The sequence below is a fragment of the Pseudonocardia sp. genome, from assembly GCF_050246655.1.
GTDB lineage: Bacteria > Actinomycetota > Actinomycetes > Mycobacteriales > Pseudonocardiaceae > Pseudonocardia.
The window spans coordinates 22,107-41,768 of sequence record NZ_JBFWVQ010000014.1 but is presented as its reverse complement, the minus strand read 5'-3'; the positions used below and the strand labels follow the sequence as shown (position 1 = coordinate 41,768).

18 protein-coding genes are annotated in these 19,662 nt (G+C 72.5%); 3 read left to right on the top strand and 15 right to left on the bottom strand.

Annotated features, from left to right (window positions below; translation table 11 throughout):
• The first annotated feature begins 44 nt into the window (after nucleotides 1-44).
• The gene (locus AB7J25_RS07610; protein ID WP_428506519.1) at nucleotides 45-1,220 is read left to right on the top strand and encodes a thiolase family protein; all 1,176 of its coding nucleotides are present in this window, start codon (nucleotides 45-47) and stop codon (nucleotides 1,218-1,220) included.
• Nucleotides 1,221-1,222: 2 nt separating this feature from the next.
• A complete protein-coding gene (locus AB7J25_RS07605; RefSeq protein WP_428506517.1) occupies nucleotides 1,223-3,058 on the top strand; it encodes a feruloyl-CoA synthase in 1,836 nt (611 codons plus the stop codon).
• Nucleotides 3,059-3,065: 7 nt separating this feature from the next.
• Here the strand turns inward: AB7J25_RS07605 and AB7J25_RS07600 are convergent, their stop codons facing one another.
• Nucleotides 3,066-3,917: an N-acetylmuramoyl-L-alanine amidase gene (locus AB7J25_RS07600; protein WP_428506515.1), complete on the bottom strand. Its 852-nt coding sequence runs from the start codon at nucleotides 3,915-3,917 to the stop codon at nucleotides 3,066-3,068.
• Between the two features lie 211 nt (nucleotides 3,918-4,128).
• On the opposite strand from AB7J25_RS07600, the gene AB7J25_RS07595 reads away from it, so the two are divergent.
• The gene (locus AB7J25_RS07595) at nucleotides 4,129-4,536 is read left to right on the top strand and encodes a YkvA family protein (protein WP_428506513.1); all 408 of its coding nucleotides are present in this window, start codon (nucleotides 4,129-4,131) and stop codon (nucleotides 4,534-4,536) included.
• A gap of 74 nt (nucleotides 4,537-4,610) precedes the next feature.
• On the opposite strand, the gene AB7J25_RS07590 is transcribed toward AB7J25_RS07595, so the two are convergent.
• The 14 genes from AB7J25_RS07590 to AB7J25_RS07525 form a co-directional block, all read right to left on the bottom strand.
• Nucleotides 4,611-5,663: a sodium:calcium antiporter gene (locus AB7J25_RS07590; RefSeq protein ID WP_428506511.1), complete on the bottom strand. Its 1,053-nt coding sequence runs from the start codon at nucleotides 5,661-5,663 to the stop codon at nucleotides 4,611-4,613.
• A gap of 18 nt (nucleotides 5,664-5,681) precedes the next feature.
• Nucleotides 5,682-6,782, bottom strand: a complete 1,101-nt coding sequence (gene pqqE / locus AB7J25_RS07585; protein WP_428506509.1) for a pyrroloquinoline quinone biosynthesis protein PqqE — start codon at nucleotides 6,780-6,782, stop codon at nucleotides 5,682-5,684.
• Complete coding sequence (pqqD, locus tag AB7J25_RS07580) at nucleotides 6,775-7,002, bottom strand: pyrroloquinoline quinone biosynthesis peptide chaperone PqqD (protein WP_428506507.1); 228 nt, start codon at nucleotides 7,000-7,002, stop codon at nucleotides 6,775-6,777. Before pqqD ends, pqqE begins: the two co-directional genes overlap by 8 nt.
• Before the next feature lie 122 nt (nucleotides 7,003-7,124).
• Complete coding sequence (gene pqqC / locus AB7J25_RS07575) at nucleotides 7,125-7,865, bottom strand: pyrroloquinoline-quinone synthase PqqC (protein WP_428506505.1); 741 nt, start codon at nucleotides 7,863-7,865, stop codon at nucleotides 7,125-7,127.
• A gap of 4 nt (nucleotides 7,866-7,869) precedes the next feature.
• Nucleotides 7,870-8,787: a pyrroloquinoline quinone biosynthesis protein PqqB gene (gene pqqB / locus AB7J25_RS07570; RefSeq protein WP_428506503.1), complete on the bottom strand. Its 918-nt coding sequence runs from the start codon at nucleotides 8,785-8,787 to the stop codon at nucleotides 7,870-7,872.
• A gap of 74 nt (nucleotides 8,788-8,861) precedes the next feature.
• Nucleotides 8,862-8,963: a pyrroloquinoline quinone precursor peptide PqqA gene (gene pqqA / locus AB7J25_RS07565; protein WP_428506501.1), complete on the bottom strand. Its 102-nt coding sequence runs from the start codon at nucleotides 8,961-8,963 to the stop codon at nucleotides 8,862-8,864.
• A gap of 27 nt (nucleotides 8,964-8,990) precedes the next feature.
• Nucleotides 8,991-10,682: a PQQ-dependent dehydrogenase, methanol/ethanol family gene (locus tag AB7J25_RS07560; protein ID WP_428506499.1), complete on the bottom strand. Its 1,692-nt coding sequence runs from the start codon at nucleotides 10,680-10,682 to the stop codon at nucleotides 8,991-8,993.
• 18 nt (nucleotides 10,683-10,700) lie between these two features.
• Nucleotides 10,701-11,162 carry an MSMEG_3727 family PQQ-associated protein gene (locus AB7J25_RS07555; RefSeq protein ID WP_428506497.1) on the bottom strand — a complete coding sequence of 154 codons (462 nt, stop codon included), beginning with the start codon at nucleotides 11,160-11,162 and terminating at the stop codon, nucleotides 10,701-10,703.
• Between the two features lie 341 nt (nucleotides 11,163-11,503).
• Complete coding sequence (katG, locus tag AB7J25_RS07550; protein WP_428506495.1) at nucleotides 11,504-13,753, bottom strand: catalase/peroxidase HPI; 2,250 nt, start codon at nucleotides 13,751-13,753, stop codon at nucleotides 11,504-11,506.
• A gap of 56 nt (nucleotides 13,754-13,809) precedes the next feature.
• A complete protein-coding gene (locus AB7J25_RS07545) occupies nucleotides 13,810-15,198 on the bottom strand; it encodes a LytTR family transcriptional regulator DNA-binding domain-containing protein (RefSeq protein ID WP_428506493.1) in 1,389 nt (462 codons plus the stop codon).
• A 243-nt stretch (nucleotides 15,199-15,441) separates the two neighbouring features.
• Nucleotides 15,442-15,681, bottom strand: coding sequence for a hypothetical protein (locus AB7J25_RS07540; protein ID WP_428506491.1), 240 nt, complete (start codon nucleotides 15,679-15,681; stop codon nucleotides 15,442-15,444).
• On the bottom strand, nucleotides 15,678-18,041 hold the full coding sequence (locus AB7J25_RS07535) for a tail fiber domain-containing protein (RefSeq protein WP_428506489.1): 2,364 nt from the start codon (nucleotides 18,039-18,041) through the stop codon (nucleotides 15,678-15,680). Before AB7J25_RS07535 ends, AB7J25_RS07540 begins: the two co-directional genes overlap by 4 nt.
• A 24-nt stretch (nucleotides 18,042-18,065) precedes the next feature.
• Complete coding sequence (locus AB7J25_RS07530; protein ID WP_428506487.1) at nucleotides 18,066-18,749, bottom strand: phage tail protein; 684 nt, start codon at nucleotides 18,747-18,749, stop codon at nucleotides 18,066-18,068.
• Nucleotides 18,713-19,660 (bottom strand): baseplate J/gp47 family protein, encoded by a 948-nt coding sequence (locus tag AB7J25_RS07525; RefSeq protein WP_428506485.1) that lies wholly within the window; start codon nucleotides 19,658-19,660, stop codon nucleotides 18,713-18,715. The genes AB7J25_RS07530 and AB7J25_RS07525 overlap by 37 nt, the downstream gene beginning before the upstream one ends.
• Between the last annotated feature and the right edge of the window lie 2 nt (nucleotides 19,661-19,662).

Here is a 19,662-nt window from a genome sequence, read left to right as displayed (position 1 = left end):
CCCGCGTGACCGGCGCGACAGCGCGAGAGAGGGGAGCAGTACCCGTGCACTACACCGATGTGGCCATCCCGCTGGGCCACGCCTGGTCCTCGCCGTTCGCGAGGTGGCAGGGCTCGCTGGCCGAGGTCTCCAGCCTCGACCTCGCGGTCGCGGTCACCACGCGGGCGCTCGCGGACCGGGGTGTCGATCCGGGGCGGGTCGGCGGGCTCGTGCTGGGCTGGACCGTCCCGCAGCCCGAGATCTTCTACGGGGCGCCCACGCTCGCCGCCCGGCTCGGCGCGACCGGCGTGTCCGGGCCGATGGTGAGCCAGGCCTGCGCCACGAGCGTGGCCGCGCTGCACGCAGCGGCAGCTGCGGTCACCGCGGGCGGGGGCGTGCAGCTCGTCGTCGCCACGGACCGCACCTCGAACGGCCCCACGCTGTCCTGGCCCGCGCCGTCGCGGCCGGGCGGCGCCCCGCTCACCGAGCACTGGGTGCTGGACAACTTCGCCCGCGACCCCTGGGCGGCCACCTCGATGATCGAGGCAGGCGAGGCGGTCGCGGCCGAGATGGGCGTCACCCGCGACGAGATCGACGACCTCACCGCGCTGCGCTGGGAGCAGTACGCCGGCGCGGACGAGGTGCGCGGGAGGGTGCTCGTCCCGGTCGAGATCCCGGGCAGGCGCGGTGCGCTCGTCGTCGACGCCGACGAGGGGGTGCGGCCCAAGGAGCGCGAGGGGATCGGCAAGCTGCCGCCCGCGCATCCCGGCGGCGTGCACTCCTACGCCGCCCAGACCCATCCCGCGGACGGCTGCGCCGGCGCGGTCGTCACGACCGAGGCGCTGGCGCGGGAGCTCGCGGGCGGTGCCGGGATCGTACGGGTGCTCGCCAGCGGTGTCGCGCGCGTGGCGAAGGGCCGGATGCCCAAGGCGCCGGTGCCGGCCGCGTACGCGGCGCTGCGGGCGGCCGGGCGGGAGATCGCCGAGGTCCACGCGGTGACCACGCACAACCCGTTCGCCGTCAACGACCTGTGGTTCGCCGCCGGGACCGGGATCGCCGTCGAGGCGGTCAACCGCAGCGGGAGCAGCCTCGTCTTCGGCCACCCCCAGGGGCCGACGGGCCTGCGTTCGATCGCGGAGCTCGTCGAGACGCTGCGGCAGCGCGGTGGCGGGCTGGGCCTGTTCACCGGGTGCGCGGCGGGGGACACGGGCGCGGCGCTCGTCCTCGAGGTGGCGGACTGATCATGGACGTCGCCGCCACCTTCGCCCGGCCCAGGATCACGCACGAGACCCGCGCCGACGGCAGCGTCCTGCTGCGCTCGGTCGCCGACCTCGGCCCGCACGCCGAGCACCTCGCTCAGGAGCTGCGGCGGTGGGCCGTCGCCACACCGGACGCGGTGCTCGCCACCGCGCCCGGCCCGGACGGCAGGATCGCCCTCAGCTACGCGCAGGCCCGCCGGGGTGCCGATGCGATCGCCCAGGGGCTGCTGGACCGGGGCGCGCGCCCCGACCGGCCCGTCCTGCTGCTGTCGGGCAACTCGATCGAGCACCTGCTGGTCACGCTCGCCTGCTACACGGCGGGCGTTCCCGCAGTGCCGGCCAGCGTCGCCTACTCGCTGATGTCGAGCGACCACCGCCAGCTGCGAGCGATGGCCGAGCTCGTCGGTCCCGGGGTGGTGTTCGCGGACGACGCCGCTGCGTTCGGTGCGGCGCTCGACGCCGTCGCCGCGCCCGACCGGACGGTCCTCGTCGCGCGGGGCGCACGGCACGGCGCGGCCCGCCTCGGCGACCTCGCGGCCACGCAGCCCCGCCCGGACGTGGAGCGCGCCTTCGCCGCGATCACCCCCGACACCGTCGCCAAGGTCCTCTTCACCTCCGGGTCGACCGGCAGGCCCAAGGGCGTGCTCACCACGCATCGGATGCTCACCTGTAACCAGCAGATGATGCGCGAGGCGTGGCCGTTCCTCGCCCACGAACCGCCGGTGCTCGTGGACTGGCTGCCCTGGAGCCACACCTTCGGCGGCAGCCACAACCTCCACATGGTGCTCACCAACGGCGGCACGCTGCACATCGACGCCGGCCGCCCCACCCCGGAGCTGTTCGGACGCACGGTGGCCGCGCTGCGCGAGATCGCGCCGACGCTGTACGTCAACGTGCCGGCCGGCTACGCGATGCTGCTGCCGCGACTGGAGGCCGACGAGGCCCTCGCCCGGCACGTCCTCTCCCGGTTGCGGCTGCTGTTCTACGCTGCCGCGTCGCTGCCGCCTGCGCTGTGGGACCGGCTCGAGCGCCTGGTCGAGCGGTACGCCGATCACCCGGTGCCGCTGACCTCGTCCTGGGGCACCACGGAGACCGCGCCCGCGGCGACGTCGGCGCACTGGTCCGGCTCCCGGTGCGGCTGCATCGGGGTGCCGCTGGCGGGGGTGACCGTCAAGCTGGTGCCGGTCGGCGACAAGCGGGAGATCCGGCTGCTCGGGGACAACATCACCCCCGGCTACCTCAACCGGCCCGACGCCACCGCGGAGGCCTTCGACGAGGAGGGCTTCTACCGCACCGGCGACGCCGTCACGTTCGTCGATCCGGACGACCCCGACCAGGGGCTGATGTTCGACGGCCGGATCGCGGAGGACTTCAAGCTGAACACCGGTACCTGGGTCAGCGTCGCCACCGTCCGCACCGGGCTCGTCTCCTCGGCGCGGGTGCTCAGCGACGCCGTCCTCGCCGGGCACGACCGGGCGGAGGTCACGGCGCTCGCCTGGCTGAACCTGCCCGAGGCGCGCGCGGTGTGCCGTCTCGGTCCCGACGACGACGTTCCGCTCGACCACCCCGCGCTCCGGGAGCACCTCGCCGACACTCTCGCGCGGCTGGCGGCCGGCACGGGCTCGGCGGGGCGCGTCGCCCGGCTGCTCCTCTGCGCCGAGCCCCCGGACCTGGACGCCGGTGAGATCACCGACAAGGGCTACCTCAACCAGCGCGTCGTCCTCGACCGCCGGGCGGACCTCGTCGACCGGCTCTACGCCGAGCAGCCCGACGCGGCGGTCATCGCGCCTGCGCCGAGCCGCGCGGGGGCGACCCAGTAAGCGTGCGCTACGTGCCGGAGGCCTGCGGTCCTGGCGGCTCGGTGGAGGCCTCGGTGGGAGTCTCGGTGGGAGTCTCGGTGCGGGTGAGGAGTGCCTCGAGCTCGGCGATGCGCGCCGACAGGGCCGCGATCTCGGCGAGGATCTGGTCGCGGGCGTGGCCGACGTCGACCCGCCGGGCGGGCGCGATGGCTGCGAGCTGCTGAGCGGTCAGCGCGGCGGGGGCGCTACCGGGGTTGGCGACCCCGAGCGCGGTGAGGATCTGGTCGCGGGCGAACCCGACGTCGACCCGCAGGGCGAGGCGGGTGAGCAGCTGCCGGTCGGCATCGGTGAACATGTCGTCCTCCCGTAGTCGCGCCACCGTGCGGCGGAACTCGTTCATGTCGAAGTTGGGGTCGATCTTGCGGCCGGCGGGGGCCGCGATCTCCCGGTGCCCGAGCACCCGGTCCACACCGAGCCGGTAGTGCAACGTCAGCGCCGCGCACAGGCCGGCGTAGGCGTCCAGCTGCGCACGCGGCCAGGCCGCGGTGCCGGTGGCCTCGGCCTCGATCCCGATCGCGAAGCGGTTGCCCTGGTCGGGGTGGAAGGTGGCGCCGGTGTGGGAGCACAGGCCCGCCGCGATGACGTACACCCGCCCGCTGCGGCCGAGTCCCAGGTGCGACAGCGGCCCGGGCAGTCCGGGCCGCCCGTCGCGGATGACGCTCAGCGACGGGAACTCGCCGGTGGCGGGCCCCGCGGTGTGGTGGCAGACGACGGTCCGCACGCCCGACATCTGCCCGCGGCCGCGGCTCGCCCAGCCCGCCACCTCGGTGACCGGCAGCCCCGAGGAGCGGCACGCCTGCGCGAGGTCGGTCAGGAGCATGAGGATGTTCTCCGAGGAGCGGCCGGCTGACGGTTCGACAGTAGTTGCCGCCTCCGAGGGGCGGGACCCGGCAGCCGTCCCGGTTGCGGCGTAGTGTTCGGGCTTCGCGGGCCTCAGCTGGCCGGCTGCGACGCCCGGACCGGGCGGCGTGCAGGCCGGGAGCCACGCCCGCCACTCCCGCGGGAGACGTTGACGCGGACATGGAGTGGTGATGCCTGGTTGGCTGCAAGCGATCCTGATCGCCGTTGCCGTGGTGGTCGCGTCATGGCTGCTGCTGTTCCTGCTGGCCCGGCGACTGCCGGAGGGGCTGGCCAAGGATCTCGTCGGCTTCCTGCCGGACTGCGTGACCACCGCGCGGGTGCTCCGCAAGGATCCGCGCGTGCCGCGCCGCGCGAAGATCGCCGTCATCGTCGCGATGCTGTGGGTGCTGTCGCCGATCGACCTGATCCCCGAGTTCCTGCCGGTCATCGGCCCGTTGGACGACGTCATCGTGGTTGCGTTGCTGCTGCGGTACGCGGCCCGCACCGTTCCTCGGGAGGTCCTTCTCGATGCCTGGCCGGGCAGCCCTCACATGATCGAGCGACTGCTCGGTGCGGCACGCCCGGCAACGACGGACTGATCCCCGGCCGGTTCCCGTCGGATGTCGCGGGGGGATCGGTCGCCCGGTGCGGCGTCGGCCGGGAGCCGTCGCCGTCAGTCCGCTTCGACCGGGGCTTCCCCGAGCACGGTGAAGCTGACGACCCAGTAGGCGATGTACAGGGCCAGCAGCACGAACCCGTGCCAGCGGCGCAGGCGGCCGGTGGAGATGAAGTACGCGCCGACGGCGGTCATGACGATCAGCACCGGGAGATGCCAGGCCCACACTTCGTCGTCGACGGCGATGCTGCCGCCGGCGAGAAGGATGATGCCGAGCTTGGCGGTGACCCCGAAGACGACGCTGCCGATGACGTTGCCGGCCCCGATCTCCGGTGCGCCCCTGCGGGCGGGTTCGACGGTCAGGAGGAGGTCCTCGAGGGTCAGCACGAGGGTGGCGAACGTCGCGCCGAAGAGGGTGCCCCCGATCGCGTACTCGTCGAGGATGCCCTCGGTCCCGAAGCTCATGATCGCGGCACCGACGATGAGGCCGACGAGGGCGACCACGGCGAGCCCGACGCCGGCCCAGCCCGGGAGCGGCCGTGTCCTGTCGAACGGCACGGTCACCGTGAAGGGCGGCTTGTCGGTGGGCCGGTCGGCATCGGCGACGGCGTGCCCGCCACCGCCACCCACCTCGAGCCTCTCCAGGATCTCGGCGTTGCGGAACACCGGCGTGGCGCTGCGGAGCTCCCTGAAGGCGACGTAGCCGATGAACGCGACGAACAGGAGCACCAGGATCACGCCGTGCACGGCCGTGAGCGGTGCGAGCAGGATGAACGGGATCATCACCAGCGGCGAGACGGCGAAGAGCGCGATGTAGACACCCGGGATGTTCACTCTGGTCGGAGTGAGGATCGCGGCGAGCGCGAGCACGATCCCGGTCATCGATATCGCCGTGCCGAACACGGTGCCGAGGGCGACCTCGCCGAGGTCCTCGATGTTCAGCACGACCCCGAACGCGACGTCGTCGAACTCGATCCCGGTGAACACGATGGCCAGCAGGAGCACCGACACGCGCAGGCCGCTGGCCGACCCGACGAGGTAGACGAGCAGCTTCTCGGCGCTGTAGACCAGCAACGCCGCACCGGCCGCGAAGATCAGTATCGACGTCATGACGGCAGGTGCCTCTCGTCAGGGCCGGTGCGGCCGGGGGACGGGCAGCACGTCGACGGGGCGTGCCCGCTCGTTGGCCGCCCGCACCGCTTCGGTCACGATCTCGTGGTCGGGGGACAGGTGGCAGACCGGGTCGGTGCGGGCCGCGTCGCCGGTGAGCTGGAAGGCCTGGCAGCGGCACCCGCCGAAGTCCAGCTCGCGGCGGTCGCAGCTCCGGCAGGGATCCGGCATCCAGTCCGTTCCGCGGAACGCGGACATCACCGGGGACGCGGTCCAGATCTGCTCCAGCGGGGCCTCGCGCACGCTGGCCCGCGGGAACGGCAGGGACTGGGCGGCCGGGCAGGGCAGGACGTCGCCGTTCGGCGTCACGGTCAGCTGCCGGGACGCCCAGCCACCCATGCAGGGCTTCGGGTAGCGGCTGTAGTAGTCGGGGATGACGTAGATGACGTCCATGCGGTCCCGCAGCCGCTCGCGGGCGGCCCGCACGACGACCTCGGCCGCCCCCAGCTGGGCCCGGCTCGGCAGCAGCGCGTCGCGGTTGCGCCACGCCCAGCCGTAGTACTGGGTGTTGGCCAGCTCCACCCGGTCGGCACCCACCTCCTCGGCCAGCGCGAGCAGGTCGGCGACGCGGTCGATGTTCTGCCGGTGCAGCACGACGTTCACGGTGAGCGGCCAGCCCAGCTCCTTGACCACGCCCATGGCCTCGATCTTGCGCTGGAAGGACGGGATCCCGGCGATCCGGTCGGACATGACGGGCTCGTCGGCCTGGATGCTGACCTGCACGTGGTCCAGACCGGCGTCCCGCAGCCGCTCGGCCCTCGGCCGCGAGAGCCCGATGGCACTGGTCACGAGGTTGGTGTAGAGGCCAAGCTCGTCGGCGCCCGCCACGATCTCCACCAGGTCGCGCCGCAGCAGCGGTTCGCCCCCGGACAGGTGGCACTGCAGGACCCCCAGATCGCGGGCCTCGACCAGCACCCGCCGCCACTCGTCCGTGGTCAGCTCGTCGGAGTAGTCGGCCATGTTCAGCGGGTTCGAGCAGTACGCGCAGGCCAGCGGGCAACGGTAGGTGAGTTCGGCCAGCAGGCCGAAGGGACTGGTGATCTCACCTGCGTCAGCCATCGGTGAGCTCCACGCAGCGCCGGGCGGCGAGCCGGGTCAGGAACCGCCGCACCTCGTCGTCGGGGACGGCCTGGTACCGCGCGCCCAGCTCGGCCACGATCTCGGCGACCGTGCGCCGCCCGTCGCACAGCTCGAGGATGGCCGCGCCGCTGCCGTTCAACACCACGACCGTCTCCGGGTGCAGCAGGACGGGCCGCTGCCGGGTCTGGGAGAACGTCATCCGGACATGGCGCGCCAACCGGGGCCGTGCCAGATCGGATATCACCGAGCCGGACACCGCGGTGCCGGGTCGGATCCCGGTACCGGTCCGGGTTCTTCCGGTCGTGGTCGGGTCCATGGCGGTCACTGCGGGTAGGCCCGGTCGATGGCGTCCATCAGGCTCCACAGGACGTCGCACTTGAACGACAGCGCGTCGACGGCGCGCGCCTGGGACTCGGCGGACACGCAGTGCGCGGTGACAACCTCGAGGGCGTGCTCGCAGTCGCGGGGGGCCTGCTCGAGGCGGGCGCGGAAGTAGGCGAGACCCTCGGGGTCGATCCACGGGTACCACCGCTCGAACGCGGCCAGCCGCTGCGCCATCAGGTCGGGGGCGAACAGCTCGGTGAGCGACGAGGCCACCGCCTCCACCCATGGACGGGTCCGGGTGAAGGTCACGTAGGCGTCGACGGCGAAGCGCACCCCGGGCACCAGGTGGCGGTGGTCCTGCACCTCCTCGCGGGTCAGCCCGGCGGCCTCGCCGAGGCGCAGCCACGCCTCGATGCCGCCCTCGCCGGCCGCGGTGCCGTCGTGGTCGATGATCCGGCGGATCCAGCGGCGGCGGACCTCGACGTCGGGGCAGTGGGAGAGGATCGCCGCGTCCTTGCGAGGGATGTTCTCCTGGTAGTAGAAGCGGTTGGCCACCCATCCCCGGACCTGCCGGCGGCTCAGCTCGCCCGCGTTCATCCGGACGTGGAACGGGTGCTGGTCGTGGTAGCGCCGCGAGTGGGCACGCAGCGTCTCGACGAAGTCGTCGACGCCGGTGCGTGTGGTCGCGGTCGTCCCTGAAGCCGTCGTTGTCGCAGTAGTCGTTGTTGTCGTCGTCACGGCCCTACACCTGGACCTCGAGGCCGTCCATGGCCACCTCCATGCCGCTGTCCTCCACGATGCGCCGCTCGGGCGCGTCCTCCAGCAGGATCGGGTTGGTGTTGTTCATGTGCACGTAGATCGCCCGCCCGACGGCCATCGACCTGAGCAGCGCCAGGCTGCCGCCCGGGCCGTCGATGGGCAGGTGGCCCATCGCCCGGGACGTCTTGGCGGCCAGGCCGAGCCGAACCAACTCGTCGTCGCGCCAGCATGTCCCGTCGATCAGCAGGCAGGCGCAGCCCTCGATCTCGGCCCGCAGCGCCGGCGTCAGCGCCTGCACGCCCGGCAGGTACACGAGCGTCCCCCCGCTGCGCCCGTCGGTCAGCCGGTAGCCCACGACCCGGCCGTGTTCGATCCCGGCTCCGAACCGCGCCCGCTTGGTCGTGGGCACGTCGAACGCCCGGCAGGACAGCCCGTCGCCCAGGGCGAAGTCGGCGCCGGGTACCACCGGTCGCCATTCCACCGGGCAGTAACGCTCCAGCGTGCTGAGCAGGGCCGAACCGTCGGCCAGCGTCTTGTGCACCGCCGGCGTGGCGTACACCCGCAGGGCGTCGGCCTCCCGCAGGAGTAGCAGCCCCAGCGTGTGGTCCAGCTCGGAATCGGTGAGCAGCACCGCTTCCAGAGGTGTCGTCCGGTCGTCGTGCGGGTGCAGGCCCGGGAAGGCCTCGATCTGGGTGCGGACGTCCGGTGAGGCGTTGATCAGGAACCATCGGCGGCGGTCGGAGCTGACCGCCACCGACGACTGGGACCGTGCGGGGACGGCCCGGGCGCGGACGGCGGCGCACACCGGGCAGGCGCAGTTCCACTGGGGGGATCCGCCCCCCGCCGCCGATCCCAGCACCCGCAGCCACATCGTGGCTCGGCCCTCCGTCCCGGACGACACTCCGACGACTCGCCGACGACACGCCGACAACTCGGAGGGGCGCCGGAACCAGGTCCGATGCCCCTCCGGGTCCGCTAGTCGTCCAGCGTCGCCACGTACATGGTGATCTCAGGCGCGACCCCGATCTCCTCGAACTCCGGGGTCTCCCACACCTGGAGCTGAGCGGCGGACTCCATGGCTCTCACCTCCTTTCTGCCGTGCGGTCAGGACGATTCCGGCAGGGCGAAGACGATCAGTGCGCTGCCGTGGCCGGCGCCGAGCATGCCGGGGAGGAACCCCTCGATCCAGCCGCCCCACCCGACGGGCACGGCGACGTACTGCCTGCCGTCGACCATGTAGGTCGTCGGGCTGCTGTGGTGGCCGCTCCCGCACTGGAACTGCCACAGCAGCTCCCCGGTGCGGGCGTCGAGCGCGTTGAACTCACCGGAGGGCTCACCGGCGAACACCAGGTCGCCGCCCGTGGCCAGCACCGACGCGCACATCGGGATCTCGTTGCGCCAGCGCCACTTCTCCTCGCCCGAGGCGTCGAACGCGCTGACGGACCCGGCCATGTCGTCGGCGTCCACCTGAACGCCCGCGCCCCAGTAGGGAATGCTCTCCTTGAACTCCCGGCGCCGCCGTGTGGCCGTGGCACCGACGTCCTGCACCGGGACGTAGAAGAGCTCGGTCTTCGGGCTGTAGGCGGCGTGCGTCCATTCCTTGGCCCCGGCCGGTCCCGGCCAGAAGTGGACCGGGTCCCCTTCCTTGTCGGGGTACCGCCTGGGCGTCACCTTGCCGTCCCTCGTGATCGCCCCCCAGTCGATCCGGTCCACGAAGGGGGTGACCTGGACCAGCTCGCCGTTCGTGCGGTCCACCACGAAGAAGTAGCCGTTCTTGTCGAAGTGGCCGAGCAGCTTGCGCCCGCCCGAGTCGAACAGGATGCACTCCATGGTGCTGTCGTAGTCCCACAGGTCGTGCGGGGTGCACTGGTAGTGCCAGCGGATCTGGCCCGCGTCCACGTCGACGGCGACGATGCTGTCGGTGTAGAGGTTGTCGCCCTCGCGGACGCCCCCGTCGAAGTCGGGTGCCGGGTTGCCGGTGCCCACGTACAGCAGGTTGGTCTCGGGGTCGAACGTGCTGGTGATCCAGCAGTTCGCGCCACCGCGTGCCCAGGCCTCGCCGTCGGCGGGCCAGGTCTCCGAGCCGGGCTCGCCCGGCTTCGGCACCATGTAGCAGCGCCACTGGTGCTCGCCGCTGTCGACGTCGAAGGCGTCCAGGTGACCGCGGGTCCCGAACTCCCCGCCGGAGCTCCCGACGATGACCATGTTCTTCACGACCAGCGGAGCGACCGTGCCGCTCTCCCCGGCCCGCACGTCTCCGTAGGTCCGGTCCCAGACACGCTTGCCGTTCGTGGCGTCGAGCGCGATCACGTGGGCGTTCCCGGTGACCAGGAAGACCTTCCCCTTGGCCACGGCGACGCCGCGGTTCACGTTCCCGCAGCACAGCGACACGTCATAGGGGATCGCGTGCTTGTAGCGCCAGAACTCCTGACCGGTCTTCGCGTCGAGCGCCCAGAGCCAGCCGTCCCATCCGGAGACGAACATGACCCCGTCGACGACGATCGGCGCGGCCTCGAACGCGTAGGTCGACGCACCCGCGATCATGCCGCTCGTGCCTGCCTGGAACATCCAGGCGGGTCCGATGCGCTTGACGTTCTCGGTGTTGATCTGGTCCAGCGGGCTGTACCGCTGCCCGTCGTAGGCGCCGTAGTAGGTGAGCCAGTTCTGGGGCTCCGAGCGGGCATTGAGAATGCGCTCGTAGGTGAGGTCCGCGACCACCGGCGGCGCGCTCCCGAGCTTTCCGCTCAGTAGGCCCTGATCAATGGCCTCGCCCGCATCCACGTATTCGACGGTCATTTACCTGCTCCTCTCAGGTCAGGGCCGTGGCTGGTCGGGCCGGTCGAGCCGGGCCTCCGGCGGGACATCCCCCAGTACGACGATGGCCCCCGTCAGTCCGCGGCCCTCGTCGTTGCCCGTGGGCGAGCTGAACCAGTAGTAGCCCGGGCCGTCGAGGTTGAGAGTCGCCCTTCCGCGTGAGTGGTTCACCAACCAGATGAATTTCCGGTCGCCATTGCTCGGCAAGAGCGCGCAATGCGTGTTCAGGTCGTCATTGATGAGCTCGAGTTCGATATCACCCCCGTGGGGCATGACCAGGATCGAGGGATCCCAGCACAGCTCATCGGGCCGGATCCGGATCGTCGCCGCCATCGAACCATCGGCCCGCTCCGTGGCCTGTCCGATGCTTCCGGTCCCGAGCACCCGACCCAGCGCCGCCTTGTTCTGCCCGACCAGCCCGATCTTGTCCAGCAGGTCGGCTCGCTCCTGTGCGGTCGTCATCGGGCTTCACCTCCTCTTCCCGAATCCGTACAGCATTTCCCGCATCGGTCGCGATCACGGCGGCCCGGCGCGGCCGTTGCGAACTTCCGCGCGGCGCGCGAAACGCCGGTCGACATGAGCAATGCCACCGGTTTTCGATCTGCGGCTGCGCCCCTGGCGCGAGACAGCACCACATCGACCCGATTGCGACGGCCTCGCCTGATCGCAAATCGGTGATCATATGGGACGCTACGCCGGATGAATGACCCCGACAAGGGTGGGCGCCAATTCTGCCGGCTCCCGCCGTTCGTCCGCCACCAGCTACCGTTCGTACCCGGTAAGCCACCGGGCCCGGCAGGTGATCAGCGGACGTCGTACCGGTCGAGGTTCATGACCTTGTCCCACGCGGCGACGAAGTCGTTCACGAACTTCTCCCGCGCGTCGTCGCAGGCGTAGACCTCCGCGAGCGCCCGCAGCTCGGAGTTCGAGCCGAAGACGAGGTCGACGCGGCTGGCCGTCCACCTGAGCTGCCCGGTGGCGCGGTCGCGGCCTTCGAACGCCTCCCCGGCCGACCCGGGCGCGGGCCGCCACTGCGTGCCCATGTCGAGCAGGTTCACGAAGAAGTCGCTGGTCAGCGTGCCCGGCGTGCCCGTGAGGACGCCCAGCGGGGACCGCCCGGAGTTCGCACCCAGCACACGCAGGCCACCGACGAGGACGGTCATCTCCGGCGCGCTCAGGTTGAGCAGGTTCGCCCGGTCGACCAGCAGGTACTCCGACGGCAGCCGGTTGCCCTTCTGGTAGTGGTTGCGGAACCCGTCCGCGGTCGGCTCGAGCGGGACGAAGGACTCGACGTCGGTCTGCTCCTGCGTCGCGTCCGTGCGACCCGGCGTGAACGGCACCTCGACGTCGTGCCCTGCGTTCCTGGCGGCCTGCTCGACCGCGGCGCACCCGCCGAGCACGACGAGGTCGGCGAGCGACACCTGCACCCCGGTCCGGGAGGCGTTGAACGACCCCTGGATCCCCTCCAGGACGCCCAGCACCCGGGCCAGCTCGTCGGGGTCGTTGACCTCCCAGGAGCGCTGCGGCTCCAGCCGGATCCGCGCCCCGTTCGCCCCGCCGCGCTTGTCGCTGATCCGGAACGTCGAGGCGGACGCCCACGCGGTGGCGACGAGCTGGGGCACCGACAGCCCCGAGCCGAGGATCTCGCTCTTCAGCGCGGCGACGTCCTCGGCGTCGACCAGCTCGTGGTCGACCGGGGGTACCCGGTCCTGCCAGATCAGCTCCTCCTGCGGGACCAGCGGCCCGAGATAGCGTGGGATCGGGCCCATGTCGAGGTGGGTGAGCTTGAACCAGGCCCGGGCGAACGCATCCGCCAGCTGGTCGGGGTTCTCCAGGAACCGCCGCGCGATCGGCTCGTAGACCGGGTCGAACCGCAGCGCCAGGTCGGTCGTCAGGATGGTCGGCGCGTGGGTCCTCGACGGGTCGTGGGCGTCCGGCACCGTACCGGCCCCGCCACCGTCGGTCGGGATCCACTGCCACAGCCCGCCGGGGCTCAGCTCCAGGTCCCACTCGTAGCCGAACAGGGTCTCGAAGAAGCTGTTGTCCCATCGCGTCGGGGTCGGTGTCCACGTGCCCTCGAGCCCGCTGGAGATCGCGTCCGGCCCCGTTCCGGTGCCGTGGCTGCTCCGCCAGCCCAGGCCCTGCTCCTCGAGGGGCGCGCCCTCGGGTTCCGGGCCGAGGTGGCGGTCCGGGTCCGCCGCGCCGTGGGTCTTGCCGAACGTGTGCCCGCCCGCGATCAGCGCGACGGTCTCCTCGTCGCCGAACCCCATCCGCCGGAACGTCTCGCGGATGTCCCGGGCGGACGTGAGCGGGTCCGGGACGGTGTTCGGGCCCTCGGGGTTGACGTAGATGAGCCCCATCTGGTCGGCGGCCAGCGGGCGTTCGAGCTCCCGGACACCGCTGTGGCGCTCGTCGCCGAGCCAGGCGCGCTCGGGGCCCCAGTAGACGTCCTCGTCGGGCTCCCAGACGTCGGCCCGGCCGCCGGCGAAGCCGAACGTCGTGAAGCCCATGGACTCCAGGGCCCGGTTGCCCGCGAAGACCATCAGGTCGGCCCAGGAGATCTTCGTGCCGTACTTCTGCTTCACCGGCCACAGCAGGCGGCGCGCCCTGTCGAGGTTGCGGTTGTCGGGCCAGCTGTCCTGCGGGGCGAAGCGCTGCATGCCGGTGCCCGCGCCGCCGCGGCCGTCGTCGACGCGGTAGGTGCCGGCGCAGTGCCACACCATCCGGATCACGAGCGGCCCGTAGTGGCCGAAGTCCGCAGGCCACCAGTCCTGCGAGGTCGTCAGCACCTCGTCGACGTCCGCGGCCAGAGCGTCGAGATCGAGCGTCCGGAACTGCGCGGCATAGTCGAAGCCGTCGCCCGTCGGATCGGCCGCAGCGGCATGCATCCGGAGGATCTTCAGGTTGAGCTGGTTCGGCCACCAGTCGCGGTTGCTCGCGCCCCGCGGTGGGGGACGACGGTGCGCGGCCGGTCCGGGGAGGCCGAGGCCGCCCCCGCTCCGGTCGTCCCTGCCGGGGACGGCGACGTCACTGACGTCACTGCTGTCAGACACGGGGATCCCTCCGGCAACGGGGTTGTGCTGATGAACTCAGCGGAACTCAGCGGATCTCAGATGTCCAGTGCCCGGCGCACGGCCGGGGCGTTGCGTCGGGAGACCGGCACCATCGTGTCCGTCCGGTCGTCCATGACCAGGAACAGCTCGCCACCCCGCCCGCGCTCGATCTCCCGGATGCGGCTGAGGTTGACCACGTAGCGGCGGTGCACGCGCAGGAAGCCGGCATTCGCCAGCTCGTCGTCGAGCTTGTCCAGGCCCGGGGAGGCGGCTCGCAGCCGGCCCTGGTCGGTGGACAGCCAGACGTCGTTCCCGTCCGACTCCGCGAAGGAGACCTCCGGCAGCCGCAGCAGCACCATCCGGTTGTCGCGCGTCGCGACCAGCCGGCGCGGCTGCGGGTGTGCGGCCCGCTCCGGCTGGGGCGCCTGCGCGCCGTCGGAGGCGCCGAACGAGACCAGGTTCCCGATCAGGTGCCCGGACAGGAAGACGGGGCGGATGGTGATCGATGTCGGCTCGTCGGCGAGGTGGGTGAAGATCTGCGTGGAGCCGACCCAGTCGGGGTTGCGGGCTGCCTGCCTGCTGGCGTAGCGGGCCGCTCCGATCAGTTCCGGAAGCCCGGGGTTCCAGCGCACGGTCGGGTCGACCGCCGGCGTGGAGGCGGGGACGCCCATGAGCACGCTCGCCGTGTCGTCGGCGATCACCACCTTCCCGGCGGTGTCCACCGCGGCGAGCGCCGTACTGGAGCGTGCCCTGGCCTGCGCATACGCCGCGACGAGCTCGGCGCCGCTGTCCCGGGCGCGCCGCCTCAGCAGGCACTGGGTCTTGGTGACCGCGTTCGCCAGCCATGCGCCTGCCGACGCGGGAAGCTCGCTGCGCCAGCGGGAGATGTTCAGGACCGCGATCGGCTCCCTGGTCACCACGTCACGCACCGCGATGCCGGCGCAGACCCAGTTGTGGAACGCCTGGCACCAGTGCTCCGCACCCCTGATCATCACCGGCCCGTGCGCCTCGAGCGCCGTGCCCATGCCGTTCGTGCCGGCCGCGCACTCGGACCAGCAGAACCAGGGCGCGAGGTTCGCGTCGTTGGCCCGGGTGAGCGTGGCCTGGTCGCCCCACTCGGCGAGGATCCGCCCGGTGGCATCGGTGACGGTGACGACGCCGCCGACGGTGCCCACCTCGTGCGCCACGGATGCGGCACGAAAGCCCAGCTCGGCGAACACGACGTCGTGCTCGGGCGTGTGGTCGACCTCCGAGACGGCCACCGGGGCCTCGGCGAGGTGGGGGTCGACCCGGTACTGCTCCCGGCAGCGATGCCAGGAGATCGCCACCTCGGGGCGGACCCCGGGGACCTGGTCCTCGCCCTGCACGAACCGTTCCCACGCCGCGAACACGGCGCCCCCGCCCCGGTTGGCCCAGACGGGGTCGAGTCGACGTACGTCCTTCATGTGCGGAACCGCCCTTGGTCCATCGCTACGCCCGACGGCGTGCGCGCGGTCCGCGCCGGTCACCGCTCGTCGCGGCAGACCCCCCAGCGGACTGGGCAATGCGTCGCGCGACCTCTTGCCTCGTCACTCGTTCCAGGCCTGTCATCGACCGGTACACCCACCCTAGGTACCCGCGTCGGCCGCGTCACTACTCGCGAGCTGCCGGCCCTGCACAAGGGTGGGGGAGGCGGTCGCGTCCCCTCGTCACCGACGACCCTCGGACGCAGCGGGTTCGGCTTCGAGCAGCTCGCCCAGTACCTGGATCGCGCCGCCGATGCGCAGCAGGGTCTGCTGCAGGTCGGCGCGCTTGGCGTCCAGCTCGCCCAGCATCTCCTGCCCCGCCCGGTACTCGGCCTGCAGCTCGCTCATCCGGTGCTCCAGCCGCCCGCGAAGGGCGGTCTCGTCCACGTCCCGGCCGTCGTCGGTCATACGGTCGTCGGTCATCGAGCGGGTCCTTCCAGGGCGTGAAGCTGCGAGCCCAGGCGTTCGATGGTGGCCTGCTGCTCCTTGACCGCCTCGATCAGCAGCGCGACGAGGTGGGTGTAGCGGATGCGCTTGTAGCCGTCCGCATCCTCCTCCACGACCTCGGGCAGCACCGCCTCGACGTCCTGCGCGACCAGGCCGAGGTAGTCGCCGGACAGGCCGCTGACGGTCCGGCTGCGCTCGGCCGCCCACAGCCGCTCGTTCTGCTCCGCCGTCGCGTTCGGTCCGGCGGAGATGGTCTCCGGGATGTCGCGGGTGAAGTGGTCCAGACCGGCCGCGCCCCACCGGTAGCGCACCCCGGCCAACCGGGACACGGTCGCGACCGCGTCGCCGATGGGGCGCACCGCCTCCTTGAGCCGTCCGTCCGAGATCGCGCCCTCGTCGATCGAGGCGCAGAGCTGGTTCCAGGTGTTCTGGATGTTGCGCCAGCGTCCGTCCCAGCCGTAGCTGATCCCGCCCGCGGCCCAGAGCTTGCCGTCGAGGTGGGTGGAGCCGCCGTACACGCGCAGCCGGTGCCCGCCGGTGTCGCTGGTCCCGATGCCGACGTGACCGGCGCTGGTCACCGACAGCCGCCACCCGCTGTTCCAGAAGCCGATCATGTCGGTGGTGTGGCCGCCGACGAAGCGGTCCGTGGCGACCCAGAGGCCGCCGTCGTTGTTGTTCGAGCGGATCCGGCCGTTGACGAGCAGGTCGACGGTGGTGCCGCCGGAGCCGGCGATCGTCAGCTTCGCGTCGCGCCGGCTGGTACCGATGCCGACGTTGCCGGTGACGTCGAGCGTGGTGCCGACGGTGAGGCTGCCGCCGATCCCGACGGCGCCCGCGGCGTCGATCGTCAGCCGCGCCACCGCCCGCGTCACGAGGCCGAGCGCGTGGTGGGACGCGGTCCCGATGGTCATGCCGGCGGCCGCGCCCCACCCGGTGGCGTCGTGGGCGATGACGCGCCCGTCGACGGTGGCGGTGCGCACGGACAGCCGGGTGTGCCCGGTGCCGACGACGTCGACGACGCGGTCGGCGGTCGCGTCGGCGGTGAACCCGTCGGTGTTCGGCGTGGTGGTGCCGATCCCGACCTGTCCGGCGCCGGTGACGGTCAGGCGCCAGCCGCCGTTCCACAGGCCGAGCTGGTCGCGGCTGTGGCCGCCGACGAAACGGTTGTCGGAGACCCAGAGGCCGCCGTCGTCGCTGTCCGAGCGGATCCGGCCGTTGACCAGCAGGTCCACCGACGTGCCGCCGCCGCCCGCGACCTCCAGCCGGGCTGCCGGCCACGGGTTGCCGATCCCCACGTTGCCGTTCTCGTCGACCGACAGCCGGGCGTTGCCGCCGGTCATGAGGCTGAGCGGATGGCCCGAGCGGGTGCCCATCACGAGGCCGGTGCGCGCGCCCCACTGGTCGTAGTCCTGGGCGGTGAACTGGGCCAGGACGACCGGTGTCTGGAGGTAGACCTCCGCGCGGTCCGTGCCGCGGACCTCCATCCGCTTGCCGGCGCCGTCGCCGTCGAGCGGGCCGACGCGCAGGTCGCCCGCGAGCCCGACGGTGCCGATCTCGTCGATGGTCAGCCGGGTCCGGCCGTACGTCGCGAGCTGCAGCGGGTGCTCGGTGGCGGTGCCGACGACCATGCCGGCGCGGGCGCCCCAGACGCCATGATCGTGGGCGAGGACCCGGCCGTCGACGGTCGGCGTCCGCACCGACAGCTTCGTGGCCTCCGCCCCGAGCACGTCGACGACCCGGTCGAACCCGTCGGGCTCCGGGTCGGGGTTGCCGATCCCGACGTCGCCGGGCACGGACAGCCCCGCGGGCCGCACCGCCGCACGGTCGACCGTGATCTCCCCGGTCGCGCTCACCGAGAACGTGCCCAGCAGTACCGTCGGCCCGTCCGAGGTCGGCGGCGCGGTGTCCGGGGCGACGGCGACGGTGTCGTCCGGCGCCGTCGCGACGACCTTCGGCCGCTCGTGGAACCGGCGCGCGCTGCGGCCCCCGGTCACGGCCACGTCGGACTCCACCTCCTCGTAGACCAGGTGCAGCTCGACGCCCGCCGCGCCGCGGAAGTGCGCGGCCGGCAGCGCCAGGTCCAGGTCCGTCTCGACCAGCAGCTGGCGGCCACGGCCGTCGACCGCGAGACCGGCCCCCACGGTGAGCCGGTCGGTCCCCGTGTGCACCACGGCCAGGCCGTGCACGACGCCCTGCACGCCGACCAGCGTGGGTAGCCTGCGCTGCCGGTCGAGGTGGTAGCGCTGCTCGTCGACGAAGTCCTGGTCGGAGAGGAACTGCCCGTCGAAGAACCGGACGCGCTTGTTGACCACGTCGGGCTGCGTGTACTCAGCCATCACTGCTTCCTTGTCGCGGGGACGTCATCGGGAGCCCAGCCAGGTGTTGCGGCCGAGGATCAGCAGCTCGGGCGGCGGGTCCTCGGCGTCGCGCAGCTCGGTGGAGACCAGCCGCATCGTCGGGATCACGACCCGCAGCGCGTAGAAGGTGTGTGCGGGCTTCTCCTGGTCGATGATCGCCCGCGCGACCTCCTGGGTGGCCCGCAGGCGCGCGGGGTCCGCGTCGGCCAGGGTGAGCCGCACCTGGAAGTAGTGGGCCGGCTCGGCGAAGTCGTCGATGATCACCACGTCGTCGCGGGTGACGGTGTCGCCCAGGGGCCGCAGGTAGATCTCGAGCATCCGCTTGAGCCCGCCGAGCGTGCCGCGGCGGCGGTAGAGCGGCACGATCTCGGCGAGGAAGCCGCGGGTGGTGTCGGCGTCCCAGTCGGCCCGAAGGGTCAGGCCCACCCAGCCGGCCAGCCAGGGCAGGAACTCCGTCGGGGCGGTGGCCGGGTCGAGGTGGTCGGCGACGCGCAGCACCGACCGTGCCGACGAGCGCTCCGGCCCGATGATCTCCTGCAGGCCTGCGACGTCGTCGTGCCCGTGCAGGATCGCCTCGAACGCCAGCAGGAACTCGCCGACGAACGGGGTCTCCCGGAAGGCGGCGGGCAGGTGGTCGAGGTAGCTGCTGCTCACGACCGTGCCGTCCGGGTCGGTGGTGCCGTCCACGTCAGCGGGTGGGCGCGCCCCTGGCCGTCGTGCGCCACGAGCTCGACGCGGGCGAGCCGGACGAGCTCGTGCGCGTCCAGCGCGGCGCCGATCGGCTCCCCGCCGGGGCCGCGGACCGGCGGCGGCCCGGTGACCTCGACGCCGTCGACCCAGCGCACCGGTGCCACTCGCGCCAGCTCGGCGTAGACCTCCGAGGCATACACCGCGCGCCCGAAGGGCCAGCCGTCACGGTCCGGGCCGCCGCCGAGCGGGTCGAGGAACGCCGCGAGCCGCTCGCGCGCCGCGGCCAGCGCGGCCGGGGCGGGTGCGTCGTCGTGCAGGCCGAGGTGGGCGGCGATACCGACATCGGCGTAGACGGGCCCGACGACGTGGTGGCGGGTGGTCAGCAGCCGCCGCGGCTCGAGCAGGTCCCACAGCGTGCGCGCGAGCGAGCCGTCCAGCTCGGGATGGGGATCGCCGGTCGGCTCGGGTACGACGACGACGCTGACGTGCGCGGGCGCCGGGGCGGCCGGGTCCGCGCCGGCCAGGTTGCGCCCGGGCACGCACCGCACCCGGCGCACGCCCGCGACCTCGCCGACCAGGTGCTCGTAGTCCTCGGCGGTGACGGCGCGGTGGCGTCGGCCCAGCTCGCGCAGCGTCGCGGAGACCGCGGCGTCGAGGTCGCCGTCGGCGGGCGGTGACCAGGTGGGCCCGCCCAGCAGGCGCAGGAACGTCTCGGTGTGCGCAGGCGGGATCTGGTCGACGCTGAACAGGAGCATCTCGGTGAGCCAGGCCAGCAGCTCGACGAGGGTGATGCCGGGGTCGCCTGCGTTGTGGTCGGTCCACTCCGGGCAGAGCTCCGGGATCAGCGCCCGCGCCTGCTCGTTCAGGTCGGCGAACGTGTGGTCGTCGAGGCTCGGCAGCTGCGGCACGG

Bases quoted from the DNA above. Each gene is read 5' to 3' on its own strand.
- AB7J25_RS07595 (WP_428506513.1), top strand. From the start codon at position 4,129: ATGCCTGGTTGGCTGCAAGCGATCCTGATCGCCGTTGCCGTGGTGGTC.
- pqqE (WP_428506509.1), bottom strand. From the start codon at position 6,782: ATGGCTGACGCAGGTGAGATCACCAGTCCCTTCGGCCTGCTGGCCGAA.
- pqqD (WP_428506507.1), bottom strand. From the start codon at position 7,002: ATGACGTTCTCCCAGACCCGGCAGCGGCCCGTCCTGCTGCACCCGGAG.
- AB7J25_RS07560 (WP_428506499.1), bottom strand. From the start codon at position 10,682: ATGACCGTCGAATACGTGGATGCGGGCGAGGCCATTGATCAGGGCCTA.
- AB7J25_RS07605 (WP_428506517.1), top strand. From the start codon at position 1,223: ATGGACGTCGCCGCCACCTTCGCCCGGCCCAGGATCACGCACGAGACC.
- AB7J25_RS07540 (WP_428506491.1), bottom strand. From the start codon at position 15,681: ATGACCGACGACCGTATGACCGACGACGGCCGGGACGTGGACGAGACC.
- pqqA (WP_428506501.1), bottom strand. From the start codon at position 8,963: ATGGAGTCCGCCGCTCAGCTCCAGGTGTGGGAGACCCCGGAGTTCGAG.
- AB7J25_RS07600 (WP_428506515.1), bottom strand. From the start codon at position 3,917: ATGCTCCTGACCGACCTCGCGCAGGCGTGCCGCTCCTCGGGGCTGCCG.
- AB7J25_RS07590 (WP_428506511.1), bottom strand. From the start codon at position 5,663: ATGACGTCGATACTGATCTTCGCGGCCGGTGCGGCGTTGCTGGTCTAC.
- AB7J25_RS07545 (WP_428506493.1), bottom strand. From the start codon at position 15,198: ATGAAGGACGTACGTCGACTCGACCCCGTCTGGGCCAACCGGGGCGGG.
- AB7J25_RS07555 (WP_428506497.1), bottom strand. From the start codon at position 11,162: ATGACGACCGCACAGGAGCGAGCCGACCTGCTGGACAAGATCGGGCTG.
- AB7J25_RS07535 (WP_428506489.1), bottom strand. From the start codon at position 18,041: ATGGCTGAGTACACGCAGCCCGACGTGGTCAACAAGCGCGTCCGGTTC.